The following is a 19,434-nucleotide window of genomic DNA, read 5'->3' on the forward strand; positions in this document are numbered from 1 at the left end:
CCGCCTGCTCTTGAACGGCTCCCAGTTCCTCCGATGCGCGAGAGGTCAGTCTGGATCGACTCGAACTGAATTGCCGGGCCAGCGTCAGGAGCGCAGGCGCGGGCCGAGCAGCTTCCAGTACGTCACGGGGAAGAGGCGGGCGAGCATCGCCAGCGCCACGGCGTCCTTGCCCACGAGGATGCGCTGCTCGCGCGCTTCGACGCCGCGGACGATGATGTCGCCCGCGGCCTCGGCCGGGAGCTTCAGCATCTTCTGGAACGACTTGCGGCGGCGGGTGACCTCCTCGGCCGTCGCGCCGGTGGGGACCCGGGCGCTCGCGGCGATGGACGTCGCGACGCCTCCCGGGTGCACCACGGTGACTCCCACGGTGGTGCCCTCCAGCTCGTGCCGCAGCCCTTCGGAGAAGCCTCGCACGGCGAACTTGCTGGCCGCGTAGGCCACCTGTCCCGGCGGGGCCACCAGGCCGAAGACGCTGGAGAGGTTCACCAGCCGCGCGTCGTCGCTCTGGCGCAGCAGGGGGAGGAAGGCGCGGCTCAGGCGCACCACGCCCCAGAAGTTGATGTTGAACAGCCACTCGAAGTCGTCGCTGCTCACCTGTTCGAAGGTGCCTCCGAGCGCGACGCCCGCGTTGTTGAAGAGCAGGTCGACCCCGGGATGCTCCGCCTTCACCTTCGCCGGGAAGGACTCCACGGCCTCCTTGTCGGACACGTCCAGCCGGTGCCGGCTGATGCGCACGTCCGGCGCCTTCGCGAGCTCCGCCGTCTCCGCGAGCCCCGCCTCGTTCACGTCCGCCAGCGCGAGGTGACAGCCCTTGCGCGCCAGGCTGACCGCGATGGCGCGGCCGATGCCGCTCGCCGCGCCCGTGACGACCGCCGTCCTGCCCTGAAGCCGCATGCGCTCAGTCACGCGCCACCTCCGCGCCGGGACGGGGGCCCGCCTCCGGAAGCAGCGCCTGTCCCCTGAACTCCATGGCTTCGTCGTCCACGCGGCCAAAGCGCATCATCACCAGGTCGCGCACGTAGTTCTGGAACAGGCGCCACGGAGCGCGCGTGCCCTGGCGGGGCAGGGAGTCCAGCGCGCGCTGCACGTAGCCGGAGCTGAAGTCGAGCACCGGCTCCGGCGTCATGTCCGGGCCCGTCACGCGGGGCACGCATTGCGTGTAGCCGTGCTGCTTCATGTGGTTGAGCAGGCGGCAGGTGTACTCGGCCACCAGGTCGCACTTCAGGGTCCACGACGCGTTCGTGTAGCCGAAGGCCGCGACGAGGTTGGGCACGTCGCTGAACATCATCCCCTTGTACGCGAGCGTCCGCGCCAGTTGGACGGGCGCGCCGTCCACGGACAGCGCCAGGCCGCTGAGGATCTTCACGTTCAGCCCGGTGGCGGTGACGATGATGTCCGCGTCCACGTGCGCGCCCGAGCGCAGCTGGAGGCCCTTCTCCGTGAAGGTCTCGATGTGGTCCGTCACCACGGAGGCCTGGCCCTCGCGGAGGGCGCGGAAGAGGTCGCCGTCGGGGGCGACGCACAGCCGTTCGTCCCACGGGTTGTAGCGGGGCGCGAAGTGCGTATCGACGTCGAACGTCTTGCCGAGCGCGCGCCTCACGCCCAGGCGCAGGAGCCACTTGAAGAGCCCCGGCCGGCTGCGCGCGAGGCGGTAGAGGAGCATGCCGCGCACGACGTTCTTCCAGCGCGCGACCGCGTAGGCCGCGCGCCGGGGGAGGAGGTACCTCAACGCGCGGGCGACGCTGTCCTCGGCGGGTTGATCCGCGATGTACGTGGGCGAGCGCTGCAACATCGTGACGTGCGCGGCGCGCCCGGCCATCGCGGGGACCAGCGTCACCGCCGTCGCGCCACTGCCGATGACGACCACGCGCTTGCCGCCGTAGTCCAAATCCTCCGGCCAGTGCTGCGGGTGCACGACGCGGCCCTGGAAGCGCTCCGTGCCGGGCCACGTGGGCGTGTAGCCGCTCGCGTAGTCGTAGTAGCCGGTGCAGGCGTAGAGGAAGCCGCACGTCATGCGCAGGGGCGCGCGCTCCGGGCCCACCTCCACGTCCACGGTCCAGCGCGCGTCCCCGGAGGACCACTCGGCGCGGGTGACGCGGTGGTGGTAGCGGATCCGCTGGTCGATGCCGTACTCCGCCGCGGTCTCCTCGATGTACGCCTTGATGGAGGGCCCATCCGCGATGGCCTTGCCCCCCAGCCACGGCCGGAACCGGTAGCCCAGCGTGTACATGTCCGAGTCCGAGCGGATGCCCGGGTAGCGGAACAAATCCCACGTGCCGCCCATGGCCCCGCGCCCCTCCAGGATGGCGTAGCTCAGGGTGGGGCAGCGCTCCTGCAAATGGTACGCGGCGCCGATGCCCGACAGGCCCGCGCCGATGATCAACACATCGACGTGCGAGGACGGCTCGGCGGAGGACAGGGGCATCACGCGACTCCTCGTGGTACAGGAAGGTACCCAGCCTATGCGTCTGTTGAACAGAGGTAGCAGCGCCATCTGGTACGGTCAAGTACCAGCCCCGGGAGCCGCATGACGTCCCCCTCCGAGCAAGCAGGTGAGTCCCCCCGGGAGCGGCTCGTCGCGGGCCTGGCGAAGGCCATCGTGGAGATGGGCTACGCCCGGCTGACCATCGCTGACATCGTGCGGCACGCGCGCGTGTCGAAGCGCACGTTCTACGAGCACTTCGAGGACAAGGACGCGTGCCTGCTGGCGCTCTACGCGGCGCAGAGCGCGCGGCTGCTGGCGGAGATCCAGGCGGCCATCCAGCACGCGCCTCCGGGGGAGATGCGGGCCACCATCGGCGCGGCCGTGTACCTCTCCAGCCTCCAGAGCCGGCCGGGGCTCGTGCGGACGCTCCTCGTGGAGATACTGCACGTGGGCCCGAAGGGCTTCGAGCTGCGCCGCCAGGTGATGCGCAGCTTCGCGGAGCTGATGCGGCGGGAGTTCGACGCGGCGGGCACCGGGGAGACGCTGTCCCCGGCGATCGCCATGGCGCTCGTGGGCGGCATCAACGAGCTCATCCTGGAGGCGGTGGAGGAGGAGCGCGTCGACCGGCTCTCGGAGCTTGCCGGTCCGGTCGCGGCGTTCGTGCGAGGCCTGCTGGAGGCACGGCCTTCCGCGAAGTGAGCGGCCGCTTCAGTCCATGTGCTCCATGGGAATGCCCCGGGGCACGGCCCAGGCGTGGCTCCGCTCTTCGTAGACGGAGAAGACCGGGGCGGGGAAGGACGGATCCGTGAAGGCCCCCACGGCGATCGCCACCAGCTCCGGCTGCCGCGAGCTCACGTAATAGACCGTCGAGCCGCACTCCGGACAGAAGTGGAAGGTGGTGGGGGTGCCGCTCTCGTCGCCCTTGCGGACGAACGTCTTGGAGTGGCCCCGGATGGCGGTGATGTCTTCGCGCCGGAAGCGGGCCTGCACGGCGTACACGCTGCCGGAGCGCTGCTGACAGGCGAAGCAGTGGCACATGGAGACCCGGACGGGCTCTCCCGTGCACTCCACGCGAAGCTGACCGCAGACGCACGACGCTCGACGCTGGGACATGGGCTGACTCCTGGAAGTGGAGGGCAGTGTGTCATCCGTGCGAGCCTTCCGCACCGGCTCCAGGGCTCGGCCTTGCCCGGCCCGGAATCACATGCTAGCCGATAGGTTCTTTCGCGAAGCCGCTCACAGGGCCCATGGCACGCTCGACTCCGCATCGCATCACCTGCGCCGATGGCTTCGAGCTGCACGCCGCGCTGCACAGCCCGGAGGGCCCTGTCCGGGGCGTGGTGCTGGTGCATCCCGCCACGGCCATGCCGGCGAGCATGTATTTCGCGTTCGCGGCGCGGCTGACGGACGACGGCTTCGCGGTGGTGACCTACAACTACCGGGGCGTGCACCCGTCCGGCGTGGCGAAGCGGACGCGCGCCGGGTTCCTCACCTGGGCGGACCAGGACGTGGACGCGGTGACCCGCTGGGCGGCGGAGCGCCATCCGGGGCTGCCGCTGCTGGCCGTGGGACACAGCTTCGGCGGCCACGCCATCGCGCTGAGCGCGAGCAGCCAGCGGCTCACCGCGGCGGTGACGGTGGCGTCCCAGGCCGGGAGCCTGCGGTTCATCCGGTCCTTCCGGGAGCGGATGCTGGTCCGCCTGTACCTCAAGCTCATCGGGCCGCTGTGCGCGCGGTTCCTGGGCTACATGCCCTATGCGCGGCTGGGGCTCGGCGAGGACGTGCCCGCCCAGGCGTCGCTGGAGTGGAGCCGCTGGGCGTCCTTGCCCCGCTTCTACTTCGATGATGCAAGCGTGGACGCCGCGGCCCGCCTGGGCCGGCTGCGCATGCCGGTGCTGGCCATTGGCCTGGATGACGATCCCTGGGGACCGCCCGAAGCCATCGACCTGGTCTGCGGGCACCTCACCGGCTGCGCGGTGGAGCGCCGGCAGTTCTCCCCCGCGGACAGCGCCGGCCAGGGCATCTGCCACCTGGGCTTTTTCCGCGAGCACCACGCGGGCACGCTCTGGCCCACGGTGAGGGAGTGGCTGCGCCGCCACGCCCCGGAGCGCGGCTGAGCGCCTTCGCCGCTACCCGACCCCCGCGACGTCCGCCCAGTCATCCTCGTCGTCGGTCATCAGCTCGTCCTCGTCGTTCCGGGAGATGCGGTACGCGATGGGGGCGTGGTCGATCTGCATCCACTGGTTGTAGTTGGGAATGGGGGCCATGGTCTCGACGCGGCTGACGTCGCCCGACTTCCACATGTAGTCCAGGATCCGGGTCACGACCCCCTGGTTCTGAACGTTCTTGCCATAGGTGGCCAGCAGGGAGGGATGGACCGGCGTCCAGCCGTAGAGCCGCCGGACCTCGGCGGAAAGGCTCTTGTTGAGGCCCGGCCGTGTCTCATTGAGGCGGTCCCAGGCGAAGTTCATGTCGCCGATGAGCGCCGTGGGCTGTGACTCGTCGTGGAGGTTGTAGATGGCGTCCAGGATCTCATCGGGAGCCTTCTCCGGGTTGGCGACGATGTGGACGGCCGCCACGGTGAGGTCTTCCAGTCGCGCCCGCACCATGGGCCGCTTGCTGCTGGCGCCGATGATCTTGAGCTCCGGCGTCAGGTCCTGCCGCCACATGACGAGGAAGGAGCAGGGGCTGGCGTTGCCGTTCTTGTCGCTCGTGGCGATGTACCGCGTCGGGTAGCCCGTGAGTCGGGTGAGGAACGCGGCCAGTTCGCCTCCGCCCTGGGACACCTCCGACAGGAAGATGAGCGCGGGGCTCATCTCATGGGCCTCCATGCACCGGTGGATCCATTGGCCGATCTGCTGACAGCACCAGAGGCTGCGGGCCTTGGGCTCCAGGTTTCGAGACGCCACGGCGCTGGCCCGCTGGGTATTCCAGTACGCGATGATCACCTGCGCTCCGCCAGGACCCGGGGCTGGAACGGACGGGCGGCGACCCGCGTGCGGGGGAAGCCCGGACCCGCTGATTTCAGGGCCTTCTTCGGGGCGCTCAGCGTGGAGAGGTCCGTGACGTTGTAGGGCCCCTGCAGCACCACCGGCGACAGCCCGTTGACGATGCTCGAGAGCACCTCTCCGCTCGGAGAGAGCACGCTGACGATGTCCATCAACTGCCACTTGAGGAACATCTGCGTGTAGCTCTCGGTGGCGGTGAGGGTGTCGGAGACGTAGGCGGTGTACTCGGTGCTGAGCGAGACCTCCTGGGCGCTGGTGGAGCTGGCGCTCAGGCTGGCGGAGATGCCCACGGACATGGGCCCCCAGCCCGCGCTCGCGTTGGCGCCGAGCGAGGCGGAGACGGTCTCGGTGTTCGACGACGTCTGCTGCATGTTCGACGTGGACGTGGTGCTGACCGTCTGCGTCTCTCCCGGAGCGATGGTGTAGGACTCGGGCAGCCGCCGCCAGTACTGCTCGCGGATGGTGCGGTTGCGGTTCGCCAGCAGCCCCGCGGCCACGAGGACGCGAGGGGAGTCCGGAGGGATGATGACCTCGGAGGTGGGCTGCGGGGGCAGGCCGATGTCGTTGGGGGCCACCATGGAGTTGGGGCCGAAGAAGACGCTGGGGGTGCCGGAGGTGATGGAGCACACGCCGACGAACGAGCCCGTGTGGCGGCAGGACCAGCTGATGCAGTCCCCGTTGGCCACCCAGAAGTTGACCGCGTAGCCCGCGGGGACGACGCCCATGGCGCACCGGGAGGCGTCCTCGGCCAGGTAGAAGAGCTGCGTGTCCACGGGCAGGTTGTTCCAGAAACGGAGCGAGCGCATGCCTCCGGTGGGGGCCGAAGCCAGGGTTCCCGCGAGGGCCTGCTGATAGAGATTGTTCATGGACGGCCTCCTCCCTGGGAGAGCTCGTCCTCGAAGAGGCGGGCCCACTCCAGGGCAATGGTGTCCCACTGGAGCGTGGGACGGGTGGCGAGCGCGTGGGCGGCCCGGGAGCGGGCCTCCAGGTGCGCCCGGTCTTCGTACAGCCGGGTCAGCGCCGCGGTCAGCGCGTCCACGGACGGCACGTGGGCGTCGGTGAGGATGCGGGGCTGGCACAAGGTCAACGCGACGTCGAGCAGCTCGGCGCTGCCCGCCCAGAGCTCCCCCGGGGCGGTGTGGCCGGGGACCACCTGCGCGGCCCCCGTGGCGGCGTGCTCGAAGGCGACGAGCCCCCAGCCCTCGCTGCTGGACGTGTTCACGCCCACGTCGCACACGTTGTAGACGTGGTTGAGCTGGGCGAGCGACAGCCGGGGCGCGAAGCGCTGGTCCGTGCTGATGATGAGGCGGTCGGTGACGCCGAAGCGCGCCCCCAGCCCGCGCACGTCCCAGCCCACGTCGTCGGTGCCCATGTGCAGGTAGAGCCGGGCGTCCGGACGCCCCTGTGCGAAGGCGGCGAAGCCCTTCACCGTGAGGTCGATGAGCTTGCGCGGCTGGTTGCGGTTGGCGTTCAGGACGATGAAGGCGTCGTCCAATTCGTTCGTCCCGAACAGCGCGGCGCGGCTGGCGCGGCGGGATGCGACGAGCGACGGGCCCGGGGGCGTCAGGGGACGGAAGACGTCGGTGTCGACGCCGTGGGGGATGACGTCCACCCGGGGCCAGGTGGGCGCGGTGGTGAGCCGGGCGGCGGCGGCGCTCAGCTCGCCCTGACCGAAGCGGGTGTACGCGACGAGGCGGTGGACGCCCTGGAGCCCCGCGAGGAAATTCGGGCTCAGCGGGCCGGAGTCCACGGGACAGTAGGCCACCATCCGGTGGCGTCCGGGGACGCGGCCGAGCGCCCGGACATGGTCCCCGAGCACCCAGATGTCGTTGACGAGGAAGACGAGGTCCGGCTCCAGGCTGGCGCACAGCTCCGGCAGCTTGCTGACGCCGCGGGCGTCGTTGGCCGGATGGAGCGTCCAGGGCAGATCGTGGGCGCCGCCCGCGTACTTGATGCCGAGCTGGTGGACGTCGTAGTCGCGCGAGACGCGCCGGAAGATGCTCTCGGTGACCCGGCTGAAGCCGGTGGGGGCCACGGCGTCTCCCACCACGAGGACCCGCGGGCGGCTCCGGCGCGCGGAGCCCGGCCGGGGCGCGTCCGGTGAGTTCCTCTGGCGCTGCTCCGCGCGCCGGCGCACGGCCTCCAGCACGCGGTCTCCCAGGACGCGGTGGCGCTCGCTCCGGCGTCGCGTGAGGACCTCGTCCCGCGCCCGGAGGAACGCCTCGTCGAAGGAGACGGTGTCGGGCATCGCGAGCCCGGGATAGAGGCTGCGGAGCGAGGCGGGCAGCGCGAGCTCGTCCATCACCAGGTCGTCGAAGTCCACGACCAGGCCGGGAATGGCCTCCAGCGCCTCCTGGGCGTCGAGCAGGCCTTCGATGAGGGCCTCATCCGGGTCGTCGCGGCGCACGCCTCGCGCCGGATAGGTCCAACCCCGGCCCTCCATGGCGAGCGCCACGTCGGCGATGGAGCGGTGGATCTTCATCACCCGGAGGGCGCCCGGTTCGCGAAGCGCGGCGGAGACGACGAAGGGCTGGGTGACGTCCTTGTAGGCCCAGCCCGTGGGGCGCACCAGGTGGACCAGGTGCTCGCGAGCGGCCTCGAAGGCGGGGCCATCCGACGGGCGCAGGAAGTGCACCGCCGCGGGGTGGGGCCCGAAGCCGAAGCGCTCCAGGTTGAGCACCTCGCCGTCCGTCACCCATCCGGGCGCCGAGAGCCCCAACAGCTCGCGCGACCACTGCCACGTGGTCGACGACAGGGAGCGGGGCAGCGACACCAGGAAGAGCGACGGCGTCTCTTGGGCCGGAGGAGCGCTCATCCTTCCTCGAAGACCGTGTAGAGCATCCCGAAGGTGACGGTGACGTCCGACGAGAAGGTCGCCGTCCCCGAGATGGCCCGCGGTCCTCCCGAGGAGGCGAGCTCCATGAAGAAGCTGTCACCCGGCCCGCCGCTGAACGTCGCGATGGCGTCGGTGGTCGCGCCCTTGTGGACCGACACGTTCGTCACGCTGCTGACGTGCCCCTGGGCGACCTTCTTGATGTCCGCCTGATAGCCCTGTCCCGGGCTGGGCGTGAAAACGACACGCATGTTGCTCATGGCGTCTGCTCCGAGGTGAAGACGACGGACACGTCCGTGTGGGGGGCGAGCGCCGGGGAGAGCATCCTCGTCGCATAGGCGGAGCAGGCGTAGCTGGCATAGCCAGACACCTGGAACACGCCGCTCATGCCGGTGACCTGCCCCGAATAGACACGCACCGGGACGCTGCTGGCGTTCTGATAGCCGTTGATGATGACGGTCACAGGCGCGTTGGCCTGGTTGCGGAAGATGACGCGTACGGGGTCGGACATCCGGTCTCCGGTTCATTCCTGTTCACGTGGCGTGAAACAGGATCCACGGGACGGCGTCGCGATGCAATCACACCCATGCAAAAACAGGGTAGGAATGGGTTGGCACAACCTGCCCTACCACTCGGGTCGCATGTCTGCCCATTTCCGGGAATGGGCAGGCGCGGAGGGCTACCTTGAGCTTGGAGTTGCCCGGCCAGCTCCCACCGTGAGCGGGCGCAGGGGCGCATCAAGGCCCATCGCGATGAAGGGCGCCCAGGCGTGGGGATGCGGTTGGGTTTTCCGCAACTCCCGCATCGCCTCGCGCAGTGCCGCGGCTCGCCCCTGTCCTGCCAACAGGTTGCGGTAGTAGGCCTCCATCAGCGCGCTCGTCGTCGCGTCGTTCACCCTCCACAAGCTCATCACCACCGTCTGCGCTCCCGCCACGAGGAATGCCCGGCGCAGCCCGTACACGCCCTGGCCCAGTTTCACGTCCCCACGGCCGGTGTCGCACGCGGAGAGGACGACGAGCTGGGTCCCCCAGAGGTCAAGGCCCGCCAGCTCCAGCGCCGTCACCAGGCTGCTGGAGGGCGGGGAGGCGGAGCTGGAGCCGGAGGGCGCCGGAGCGCTCGCCCCAGCGAGGGCGAGGCCCGAGCGCAACAAGGGGTCCGTGGCGGCGCCGGTTGCCGGGGGGGCCTCTCCCAGCGCGCCGAAGTGGGCGACCGCACGGGACGCCGTGGACACGGACGCGTCCCCCAGGAAGAAGCCATGGGTGGCCAGGTGGAGGATGCCGGGGGTCGGCAGGTGCATCAGTCGCTCCTTGGTGGCCTCGGGGCCCATGAAAAGCTGGGCATGCGGAAGCAGACGCTGGATGGCCTCGGCCTCCTGGCGGGTGCCTGGCAGTGGGGTCAGCGCCCAGGCCCTTTGCACTCCATTCGTGGACAGCGTGGAGAAGAAGTCCTCCAGCGCGGGAGCGCCTCGCTGGGAGGAGGTGTGCGCCGGGAGCGGTGAGCTGAAGTCGGGGTTGGCCAGGACGACCACGGCGTCAGGGGACACCCGCTCCGGGGGGCGAGGCAGCAGGTCCTTGCCGGAGGAGACGTAGGTGAAGTCGAACGTGTCCACCAGGAACTGGTGGCCATCGTGGAGGGCGGCGAAGGGCACCAGCGCCAGTTGCCCATCGGGCGAAAGGAAAAGGCGACGGGTCCTTCCCAGCAGCGCACGCAGGGGCTGGAAGGCGAGCCGATGGAGCGCCTGGGCGGGGACTTCGACGGAGGCGTCCCGGCTGGCCAGGGCGTCTCTCAGGTGCGAGGCGGCCCGGTCGATGGGCTCGGCCGGTCCCAGGTCCAGGGCGCGGGTCGTGGCGTCAGGAAAGAGCACCAGCGCCAGGTAACGGAGTGAGGTGGGACGCGGCGCGGGCCCGGGTGCCAGCGGCCTGTCCTCGTAGGTGATGAACTCGACGAGCGCGCCGTCCTTTGGCAGGGCCGTGGCGACACGGTCAACGATGTCCGCGGGGGACGGCAGCGAGGACACCGCGCGCAGGGGGGCGGAGCGCTGGGCCAGGTCCGCTTCGAGGGCCGCGGCCTGCCCGGAGAGCTTCTGGAGGCGCTGCTGGTAGGCTTGCGGTGAGAGCGAACCGGGGCCCTGGAGTGACAGCTGCGCCAGCTGGGTGCGCAGTCCCCCCAGTTGCTCGAAGGCCTCGCGGTCGCGTGCTCCCAGGCTCCGGTAGATGGTCCGGGAGATGTTGGCGGTCTCCTCCACGGAGCGGCCCTTGAGCAGCAGGGCGGCGCCGAGGGCCAGACGCCTGACACGGGCGTTGTCGGGATGGGCGCGCAGCAGCGCGTAGAGTCGCTCCTCGTCGGCGCGCAGGAGTTGGAGGAACCGGGCCAGGTTCACCTCGGAGAAGCCAAGGGCCTCGTGGCGCAGGCGCTGCTCGGACATGGCGAACGCGCGCGTGAACAGCGGGAGTGCCTTGGAGAGGCGATTCTGGGCCAGGTGCACCACGGCGAGTTGGTTGAGTGCTTCCGCGCTGAGCGGGTGGTTCTCGGCGGAAGTCGCGCCCCGGATGGCGAGCGCGCGCGCGTAGAGGGGCCGAGCCTTGCCGTACAAACCCCGGGCCGTGTAGAGGTTGGCGAGGTCATGCATCGCGTCGGCGACGTCGTAGTCATTCCTGCCATAGGCCGCCTCCGTGATGTCCAGCGCGCGCTTGAAGAGGGGTTCGGCACGCGGATACAACCCCTGAGCCAGGTAGAGGCGGCCAAGCCTCCGGAGTGTGGGGGCGAGGTCGGGATGGTGTTTGCCGAGACGCTCTTCCCAGATCGCCAATGACTGCAGGAGGAGCGGCTCGGCACGACCCGGCAGTCCCTGTGCGAGGTAGAGGTTGCCGAGGCTGCTGAGCGATTGGGCGACTCGAGGGTGTTTCTCGCCCAGGGTCGCTTGCCGGATGTCCAGCGCGCGTTTGAGAAGGGGCTCGGCCCGAGCGTACAATCCCTGGTCCGTGTAGATTCTTCCGAGTTGGAGGAGCGGGTGGGCGAGCTGGGGATGGCGCTTGCCGAGGGTCGCCTCCCAGATGGCGAGCGCGCGCGCGGTAAGCGGCTCGGCGCGGCCATACAACCCCTGGTAATCGGCGGACATACCCCAACTGTAAAGCGTTGCGGCGACGAGGGGATGGCTCTTGCCGACCGTCGCTTCCCGAAGGGCCACGGCACGTTCGAATAGGGGCTCGGCCCGCGCAAATGCCCCCTGATACATGTAAAGCCCCGCCAGTCGGCCAAGCACGGACGCGACATCCGGAGGATTGTTGTCCAGAGCCGCTTCCCAAACGGCCACCGCACGCGACCGCAGGGGCCCGGCCCGAGCGGAGTTCCCCTGGGCCACGGAGAGGTTGGAGAGCGACCAGAGCGTGACCGCGACGTCGGGATGATGCTGGCCGAGAGCCGCCTCCCGGATGGCCAGCGCGCGCAACAGGAGCGGCTCGGCGCGAGCGGGCTCTCCCTGGTCCAAGCAATATCCGCCGAGGGTGTTGAGCGTTTGAGCGACGTCCAGGTGGTTCGGGCCGAGGGCCGCCTCCTGGATGGCCAGCGCGCGCAACAGGAGCGGCCCGGCGCGAGCGGGCAACTGTTGGGCCACGTAATTCCTGGCGAGGCCATGGAGCGACTGGGCGACGAGGGGATGGTTGGGGCCGAGGGCCGCCTCCTGGATGGCCAGCGCGCGCGACAGGAGCGACTCGGCGCGGTCGTCCAGGTGCTGGCCCGTGTAAATGCTGGCGAGGTGGCTGAGCGTTTGAGCGACGTCCAGGTGGTTCGGGCCGAGGGCCGCCTCCTGGATGGCCAGCGCGCGCAAGAAGAGCGGCTCGGCCCGGACGGGGTTCCCCTGAAGCAGGAGATGAAAGCCGAGCCTGTCCAGGCACCGGGCGACCTCTGGATGCGCGCTCCCGTGGATGGCTTCGCGCAGTGCGCACGCACGCTCACCCCGGACAATGGCATCCGCGTACCGCCCCGCGTCCCACGACGTGTTCGCCTCATCGAACGCCGTCTGTGCTTCCTGGAGCCGCGCATCCGGAGGCACCTCGCCGGCCGCCGCGCCCTTCGCACAGAGCACCATCACCACCATCATCCTGATGACAAAACGCCGCATGTGGCTCCAGGACCCCGTTTCCAACGGCCTCCTGAACCCATGGAGCCGGTGAGCTGGATGGTTGTACGGAAATTTCCAGAAGTCCTCGACTCAGAGGGCGCGACCCAGCTCCCCAGGTTGAACGCCGTCCAGGCAGCTTGGACTTGCGCGCCGACCCAAGGCACTCACTGCTGGCGCGGCTTGCGTGTGGAGCGGCAGGGAGTCCTGCGAGATTGGTCAATGTAGGGAGGGGTGGTTCGAACTGCTCCGCTGCTGCGGTATCGGTGCTCGACAAAATTGCCTGCATCATTTCTCGCCTCGGCCGCTCATTGAGATTGAGAGGGAAGCTGGATCGTCCCTCCGGTTTGTGGCAGCCCTGTCTCAAAACCCTGAGGCCTCAATAAAATGCAGACGATTCGATTGGTGATGCTGTGCGTTGCAATGGCAATTGCAGCCGTTCCCGGCACGAGCAGCGCCCAGGCTCCGCTCCTTGTCACAAGTGTTTCGGTCGATCTCGACCAGATGCAGATCACCATCTTCGGTCAGGATTTCGGCAGCGAGGCTCCGGCAGTCGGCCTTGCCGGCGACGGGCTCATCATCCTCAGCCACAGTCCAACAACCATCGTGGCGGAGCTTCCCGCGCCGGTTGCGGTCATGCCAGGCACTTACATCCTGTCGGTGACAGCGCAATCCCCGGATGCATACGGCTACGACCGATTTGGCGTCAACATCGGTACGGGCGGGCCGCCGGGGCCAAAGGGAGACGTGGGGCCCCAGGGGCCAAAGGGAGACGTGGGGCCCCAGGGGCCTCCCGGGCAGGCTGGAGCACCAGGTGCGGATGGCCTCCCAGGTTCAGTCGGGCCGCAGGGGCCCAAGGGTGACACGGGGGCGGTGGGCGCACAGGGGCCCAAGGGTGACACGGGGGCGGTGGGCGCGCAGGGGCCCAAGGGTGACACGGGGGCGGTGGGCGCCATCGGTCCTGTGGGTCCGCAAGGGCCCAAAGGCGACCAGGGAGTCCCCGGCCAGAACGGTCAGGATGGCCAGAGGGGCCAGAAGGGCGATCCCGGGCCCTCCACGATAGGCCCCGTAGCCTCGGGCGGCACTTGGCTTGGAACCGTCGTCGTGCCACCCGGCGAACAGGTTAAAGGCAATGACGCTTATAATGGGTGTCGCATCATGCTCTTGAGCCATAGCCCCACTGGACGCGTAGGCTTTTGCGGCGTCGAAAACCAGGGCAAGAGCACTGTCCGCGCTGGCTGCGATGCAGGCGTTGACGTTGTTGGTTATGCGCACTTCGAGTGCTTCAAGTAGTCGTTTACGGGGGCTTGCGAACGAAACCAGCCACAAGCTAGCGATTGAGGGCGTGAACCAGTGACACCACCTTCGCATTGCGGAGGGCACGTCCTCCGAAGCTGCCGCGCATGGTTTTGAGGACCGACACCTGAGCCTCTGACAAGGCTGGGCGCCTGCGTTCGGCGGGCGCCCAGTACGTCGCAGACGTCTGCGGCAGGGCCCAGGGGAAGGGGATGAGAAGGGCGGGCCTGGGCCGGCCCCAGGGGAACTCACGGTCCTGGTGGACAGTGCTTCCGGTAGTCGTGGGCAAGCAGCCTGGACCCGTCTTCAGTGTGACGGTGCATGGCGGCTGGCTCAACCCGGCGGAAATCGAGGTGTGTCTCGTCTCGCGCCAATGCCTGGGAACGCGACGCCAACCGCCATCGCGTTCCCATTCGTTGGGCCTTCACCCTCGCAAAAGCCCGCCGCGCCTTCCGCTACCCACCGGAGGACTTCATCCAGAGCGCTTCAGCTAGTAACGGAAGCCCAGCTGGAGCGACAGGCCGGGGTACTGATCCACGGCGCCACCGGCGACGTACGGGTCGCCCGGCTCCGGGTTGAACTTGAAGAAGTAGCGGCGCAGGTCCGCCTTCAGCCTCACGTCCAGGATGCGGTTGAGCCGGTACGCCACCGTGGCGCTGCCCGTGACGGCGCCCGCGGACATGCGCGGGAACCACGCGTCGGAGGACAGCTCGCCGGAGTCCAGCGGGTGCTGGTAGCCAAGCCGGAAGTTGAAGTCGAGCTTCTCCGACAGCGCCGCCCGCACGCCCAGCCCCAGGCCCGCCGTCTTGTACTCCACGTTGGGCAGGTCCAACGGCCGCTCGCCGTCCACCGCGTCGATGCGGAACGTGTTCATCCCGTACGCGCCGGTGATCTCGAAGCCGTGCTGCTTCGCCGCGCCGAAGGGGATGACGTAGCGCAGGCCCGCCTGCCACTCGCGCGCCGTGGTGGGGTAGGAGACCTCCCCCGAGGAGCCCGTGGACTTCAGCCCGAAGGACTGGTCGATGGAGCCCATGATGCCCAGCCGCGCCAGCGCGCCCTTCTGGAAGGCCGCGAGCGGATAGACCGTGACGTCACCCGCCACCTGGGGCGCGCCCGGCAGCGCGAAGCCGCCCACGTCCGGGCCCAGCGTGTACGGGCGCAGCACGCCGAACACGTCGTCCTTGTAGCGCAGCGACCGGCCGAACAGCTTCACGCCCAGCGCGCCCTCCACGACGGGCGCGGAGGCCACCTGCGCCTCCGTGGAGAGGGAGTCCTCGTCCGTCTTCTCCGGAGCCTTGGGCTCCCTGGGCTTCGCGGCCACCGGCTTGCGGATGGGCTCCGGGTCGGGCGACTTCGTGGGGGCGGGCGTCTCCGCGATGGGCGCCGCGGGCTTCACCGCCGGCTCCGGCTCCACCGGCTTCGCGGGCTGCACGGGGGCCACCGGGGCGGCCTCCGGCGCGGTCGACTTCTGCAGGCCGCGCTCCAGCGCCGTCCACTGGCGCTTCACCGCCACGGGCACCAGCTTCGGCGTGGCGGGCTTCGCGGCGGCGGGCGAGGCCAGCGCCTTGCCGTCCCTGCCGTTGCGCACGGTGACGCGCACCTGGTGCTTCTTGCCCACGGTGGACGTGTCCGCCACCAGCACCGCGCTCAGGCCCAGCTCGCTCGCCACGGCGGCGGCGCCGGCGGGCTGCGTCGGGTCCCTGCCGATGCGGGAGGCGGCGGCGCGCACCGCGGACTCGGGGACGACTTCGTAGCGGGCCGGACGGCGGTGGAGCTCCGCCTCCAGCGCGTCCCGCGCGGCCTCCGCGTGCGGACCGGAGGCGAGCACCGCCACGCGGCGCGCCTCCGCGGGCTGGGCCTTCTTCCGCGAGGACTGCGCTGTCTTCGCGGACGCCCTCCTCGGCGCGGCGTCCGCGGCGGGGGCGAGCAGCAGGGCCGCGCCCAGCAAGGCCGCGGCGGAGGAGAATCGGGTGCGCGTCATCACGGGGAGCCCGGCTTTCCGGCGACCAGCCACTCGGTGAGGCACGCGGTGTCGGAGGCGCTCAGCGACCCGCCCAGCGGCATCTGCGAGCCGCAGCCCGGCGACGGCGTGAGCTTCTTCAGGAAGAAGGACTGGGACGGGTTGGCGCTGTCCGCCAGCTTCGCGTCGTTGCACGCCGCGTCGGTGGTGTAGAGCCGCCCGGGGAGGCCGGCCGCCTGCAGGTCCAGGCCCCCGCCCGCGGACCCGTTGCTGGCCGTGGAGTGACACGACAGGCACTGCGCCTGGATGATGCTCGCGCCGGTGGTGCCGGTGGCGCAGGCGCTGCTGCCCCCGGTGAAGCGCTCGGGTTCATCGAGCCCGCCAGCACAGCCGGCGGTGGTGGCGAGGAGCGCGGCCGCGAACAGCGTGGCCAGCGGGGCGCGGTACGGACGACGGGCGGCGGTTGGGTTCGCGAACAAGTCGAGCACGGGGGGCAAGAGGGGAGAACGACAAGCCCCGCAGAATACCCGGGGCACGCCTGAGTGTGCACCCTTCAACGGATCCGTTCGCGCCCGCGTGACACGCGCCCGCCTGCTCCTCCAGGTGGGCCGTTGTCACACCCCCCCCTCTTCAGCGCCGGTGGGGTGCCTGGGGCTACCTGCGCTTCTTGAGGAAGCGGGTCACGCTGACCTTCCCGAACCGGCCGCCGAACAGGTACCAGGTGAGCACCGCGCCGAAGAGGGCCGCCGCCAGCGCGATGCCGACGATGCCCAGCACCGGCACGTTCCCGTACATGGGCGGCCGGGGCGCGAAGGCGATGAACGCGCCCACGATGAAGCCGCACGCGCACAGGCCCAGGAAGGCGATGACGGCCACGCTGCGCAGGTTCTCGTTGAGCTTGTCGAACTGCTCCGCGCGCACCGTGACGCTGAACTTGCCCGTCTCCAGGTCCAGCAGGATCTGCGACAGCTGCGTGGGCAGGTCCTGCGCCATGGACTGGAAGCGCAAGAGCGTGCGCATCAGGCCGCCCTGGAGCTGGGTCGGATCGTAGCGGCCCGCCATCAGCTCCTTCGCGTAGGGCAGGGCGACCTCGATGATGTTCAGCTCCGGGTAGAGCCCGCGCAGCATGCCCTCGGTGGAGATGGAGGCGCGCGACAGGAGCGCGTACTCCTTGGGGATGCGGATGCGGTACTTCACTGCCAGGTCCAGCAGGTCGCGCAAGAGCGTGCGCGCGTCCACCTGGCCCAGCGTGGTGGGCAGGTGCTGGCCCAGGATGGCCTCGATGTCGTTGCGGAAGCCCATCAGGTTGGCGCGCGCGTCCGGCACGCCCACGCGGTAGAGGATGCGCGCCACGGAGTCGCTGTCCTTGAGGGCCACCGCCAGGCACAGCATCACCAGCGTCTCCTGCATGGGGCGGGTGAGCCGGCCCACCACGCCGAAGTCCAGCAGCGCCAGCCGGTTGCCCTCCATGAGCAGCACGTTGCCGGGGTGCGGGTCGCCGTGGAACAGGCCGTCGTCGAAGAGCTGGCGGAAGCTGGCCTCCAGGATGTGCTGGGCGATCTGCTTGCGGTCCGCCTCCGCCAGCGCGGCGGGGTTGATCTTCTCCCCGCGGATGAACTCCATGGTGAGCACGGTGCGGCTGGAGAGCGCCGCGTACACGCGCGGAATCTTGAGGTACGGGCGGTCCTTGTGGTTCTCCAGGAACGCGCGGATGTTGGTGGCCTCGTTGATGAAGTCCAGCTCCTCGTGGATGGCCCGGTCGAACTCGTCCACGATGCCGGAGGGCGAGTAGATGCCCGTCTCCTCCACCACGGCCTCCAAAAGGCGCGCCAGCGAGCGCAGCACGCCCAGGTCCGCGTCGATGCGCTGGGCGATGCCGGGGCGCTGCACCTTGATGACGACCTCCTCGCCCTCCAGCGTGACCGCGCGGTGCACCTGCGCGATGGACGCGGCGGCGAGCGGCTCCGGATCCACCTGGGCGAACAGCTCCTGCACGTCCTTGCCCAAGGCGTCGCGGATCTGCGCGTGGACGTCCTCCAGGGGGATGGCCTCCACGTCGTCCTGGAGCGCGGCCAGCTCCTCCACGAACTCCGCGGGCAGCAGGTCCGCGCGGGTGGAGAGCACCTGGCCCAGCTTGATGAACGTGGGGCCCAGCTCCGCCAGGAAGAGGCGGAAGCGGCGCGCGGTGGACTCGCGGCGGGCCTCCTCGGAGACCTCGACCTTCTCCTTGCGGCCGCCGAGCATGCGCCAGACGCCCGCGCGCTCGGTCACCTCACCGAAGCCGTGTCGGGCGGCGATGAGGGCGATCTGCCGGATGCGGTTGAGGTCCTGGAGGTTCATGGCGAGGCCTGTGTCGCAGCCTGGGGCGGGCTGGCCACGTAGCGCAAGAGGACGTAGCCCACGACGGCGGAGAGCAGCGAGCCTACCAGGATGCCCAGCTTGGCCTCGGCCAGCAGGGCCGGCTCTTGCGCGAAGGCCAGCCCGGCCACGAAGAGGGCCACCGTGAAGCCGATGCCGGCCACCACCGCCACCCCGTGCAGCTGCGCGACGCTGCCGCCCGTGGGCAGCGGGGACACGCCCGCCCGCACCGCCGCCCAGGTGAACAGGAAGATGCCCAGCTGCTTGCCCACGAAGAGGCCCGCGATGATGCCCAGGGGCAGGGGCTTGAGCAGGTCCGAAAAGGACATCCCGGACACGTCCACGCCGGAGTTGGCCAGCGCGAACAGCGGCACGATGCCGTAGGCCACGTAGCCGTGCCACAGGTGCACGAAGCGGTTGAGCGGCGGCTCGATGTCCTCCAGCGCCTCCTCGATGTGGAGCAGCTGCGCGCCCCGCGCGCTCTCGTCGTCCGGCCGGGACACGAGCTCCCGGATGTACTGCGCCAGCTCCTCCAGCACCTCGCGGCCCGGGCGGGTGGGCAGCGCGGGGATGCACAGGCCCAGCACCACGCCGGACAGGGTGGCGTGGATGCCGCCGTGGTGCATGGCGTACCAGAGCGCCGCGCCCACGACGGCGTAGGCCAGCCCGTTGCGCACGTAGAAGCGGTTGAGCCCCCAGAGCACCGCGACCAGGCCCGCGGCCACCGCGAGCCACTCCACGTGCAGGCCCGTGCCGTAGAAGAGCGCGATGACGAGGATGCCGCCGATGTCGTCGAAGATGGCGAGCGCGGTGAGGAACACCACCAGCCCCTGGCTCACGCGCGCCTTCACCAGCGTGAGGCAGCCAATGGCGAACGCGATGTCCGTGGCCATGGGGATGGCCCAGCCGCCTTCCGCGGGGGTGCCCCGGGTGAAGAAGAGGTAGAGCGCGGCGGGCACCACCATGCCGCCCAGCGCGGCGATGAGCGGCAGCAGCGCGCGGGAGAAGGTGCGCAGCTCGCCCGCGGACAGCTCGCGTTTGATCTCCATCCCCACGAGGAAGAAGAACAGCGTCATCAGCCCGTCGTTGATGAACTCACGGAAGGTGAACTGGCCGCCGTGGCCCACCACCTCCAGGTGCAGGGGCGCGTCGAAGACGGCGGCGTAGGTGCCACCCCACGGGGAGTTGGCCCAGGCGAGCGCGGCCACCGCGCAGAGCGCCAGGAGGATGCCGCTGCTGGCCTCCAGCCGGAAGAAGGCCTGCACGGGGGCCAGGGCCACCTTGAACAGGGCGGGAACGGGAGGGCGGGTCGTCGTCTGGGGAGGGGTCGCCATGTCGCCGGGCAGCCTGCCGGGGGGCTGGGGGTCTGCAAACCGTTTTCGGAAAGCGGCCCGCCGAAATGTCGGACGCCAATGGTAGGCATACGCGGCAGGTAGG

15 protein-coding genes are annotated in these 19,434 nt (G+C 70.0%); 2 read left to right on the forward strand and 13 right to left on the reverse strand.

Annotated elements, in window-relative coordinates:
• Positions 1–84: 84 nt before the first annotated feature.
• Positions 85–906, reverse strand: coding sequence for an SDR family NAD(P)-dependent oxidoreductase (locus tag JYJ93_RS22465; protein ID WP_206794483.1), 822 nt, complete (start codon positions 904–906; stop codon positions 85–87).
• The gene (locus tag JYJ93_RS22470) at positions 899–2,425 is read right to left on the reverse strand and encodes an NAD(P)/FAD-dependent oxidoreductase (RefSeq protein WP_206794485.1); all 1,527 of its coding nucleotides are present in this window, start codon (positions 2,423–2,425) and stop codon (positions 899–901) included. The genes JYJ93_RS22465 and JYJ93_RS22470 overlap by 8 nt, the downstream gene beginning before the upstream one ends.
• 102 nt (positions 2,426–2,527) lie before the next feature.
• Here JYJ93_RS22470 and JYJ93_RS22475 point away from each other — a divergent pair, with 102 nt between their 5' ends.
• The gene (locus JYJ93_RS22475; protein ID WP_206794487.1) at positions 2,528–3,124 is read left to right on the forward strand and encodes a TetR/AcrR family transcriptional regulator; all 597 of its coding nucleotides are present in this window, start codon (positions 2,528–2,530) and stop codon (positions 3,122–3,124) included.
• 9 nt (positions 3,125–3,133) lie between these two features.
• On the opposite strand, the gene JYJ93_RS22480 is transcribed toward JYJ93_RS22475, so the two are convergent.
• A complete protein-coding gene (locus JYJ93_RS22480) occupies positions 3,134–3,538 on the reverse strand; it encodes a GFA family protein (protein ID WP_206794489.1) in 405 nt (134 codons plus the stop codon).
• A 134-nt stretch (positions 3,539–3,672) separates the two neighbouring features.
• Here JYJ93_RS22480 and JYJ93_RS22485 point away from each other — a divergent pair, with 134 nt between their 5' ends.
• Positions 3,673–4,542: an alpha/beta fold hydrolase gene (locus tag JYJ93_RS22485; protein ID WP_206794492.1), complete on the forward strand. Its 870-nt coding sequence runs from the start codon at positions 3,673–3,675 to the stop codon at positions 4,540–4,542.
• 12 nt (positions 4,543–4,554) lie between these two features.
• Here JYJ93_RS22485 and JYJ93_RS22490 read toward each other — a convergent pair whose 3' ends face one another.
• From JYJ93_RS22490 to nhaA, 10 genes are all read right to left on the reverse strand, one after another.
• Positions 4,555–5,373, reverse strand: a complete 819-nt coding sequence (locus JYJ93_RS22490) for a hypothetical protein (protein ID WP_206794494.1) — start codon at positions 5,371–5,373, stop codon at positions 4,555–4,557.
• On the reverse strand, positions 5,370–6,299 hold the full coding sequence (locus tag JYJ93_RS22495) for a hypothetical protein (RefSeq protein WP_206794496.1): 930 nt from the start codon (positions 6,297–6,299) through the stop codon (positions 5,370–5,372). Before JYJ93_RS22495 ends, JYJ93_RS22490 begins: the two co-directional genes overlap by 4 nt.
• Entirely contained in the window at positions 6,296–8,248 is a 1,953-nt protein-coding gene (locus JYJ93_RS22500; protein ID WP_206794498.1) for a hypothetical protein, read from the reverse strand. The genes JYJ93_RS22495 and JYJ93_RS22500 overlap by 4 nt, the downstream gene beginning before the upstream one ends.
• Positions 8,245–8,526: a hypothetical protein gene (locus tag JYJ93_RS22505; protein ID WP_206794499.1), complete on the reverse strand. Its 282-nt coding sequence runs from the start codon at positions 8,524–8,526 to the stop codon at positions 8,245–8,247. The genes JYJ93_RS22500 and JYJ93_RS22505 overlap by 4 nt, the downstream gene beginning before the upstream one ends.
• On the reverse strand, positions 8,523–8,777 hold the full coding sequence (locus JYJ93_RS22510) for a hypothetical protein (RefSeq protein ID WP_206794501.1): 255 nt from the start codon (positions 8,775–8,777) through the stop codon (positions 8,523–8,525). Before JYJ93_RS22510 ends, JYJ93_RS22505 begins: the two co-directional genes overlap by 4 nt.
• Before the next feature lie 168 nt (positions 8,778–8,945).
• Entirely contained in the window at positions 8,946–12,386 is a 3,441-nt protein-coding gene (locus JYJ93_RS22515; RefSeq protein ID WP_242543894.1) for a tetratricopeptide repeat protein, read from the reverse strand.
• Positions 12,387–14,169: 1,783 nt separating this feature from the next.
• Positions 14,170–15,660, reverse strand: coding sequence for a hypothetical protein (locus tag JYJ93_RS22525; RefSeq protein ID WP_206794505.1), 1,491 nt, complete (start codon positions 15,658–15,660; stop codon positions 14,170–14,172).
• On the reverse strand, positions 15,660–16,118 hold the full coding sequence (locus tag JYJ93_RS22530) for a hypothetical protein (RefSeq protein ID WP_206794507.1): 459 nt from the start codon (positions 16,116–16,118) through the stop codon (positions 15,660–15,662). Before JYJ93_RS22530 ends, JYJ93_RS22525 begins: the two co-directional genes overlap by 1 nt.
• A gap of 175 nt (positions 16,119–16,293) precedes the next feature.
• Complete coding sequence (locus JYJ93_RS22535; protein WP_206794509.1) at positions 16,294–17,979, reverse strand: AarF/UbiB family protein; 1,686 nt, start codon at positions 17,977–17,979, stop codon at positions 16,294–16,296.
• Positions 17,976–19,331 (reverse strand): Na+/H+ antiporter NhaA, encoded by a 1,356-nt coding sequence (nhaA, locus tag JYJ93_RS22540; protein WP_206794511.1) that lies wholly within the window; start codon positions 19,329–19,331, stop codon positions 17,976–17,978. Before nhaA ends, JYJ93_RS22535 begins: the two co-directional genes overlap by 4 nt.
• Positions 19,332–19,434: the final 103 nt, after the last annotated feature.

Origin of the sequence: Corallococcus sp. NCSPR001 (assembly GCF_017309135.1) — a bacterium.
Lineage (GTDB): Bacteria > Myxococcota > Myxococcia > Myxococcales > Myxococcaceae > Corallococcus.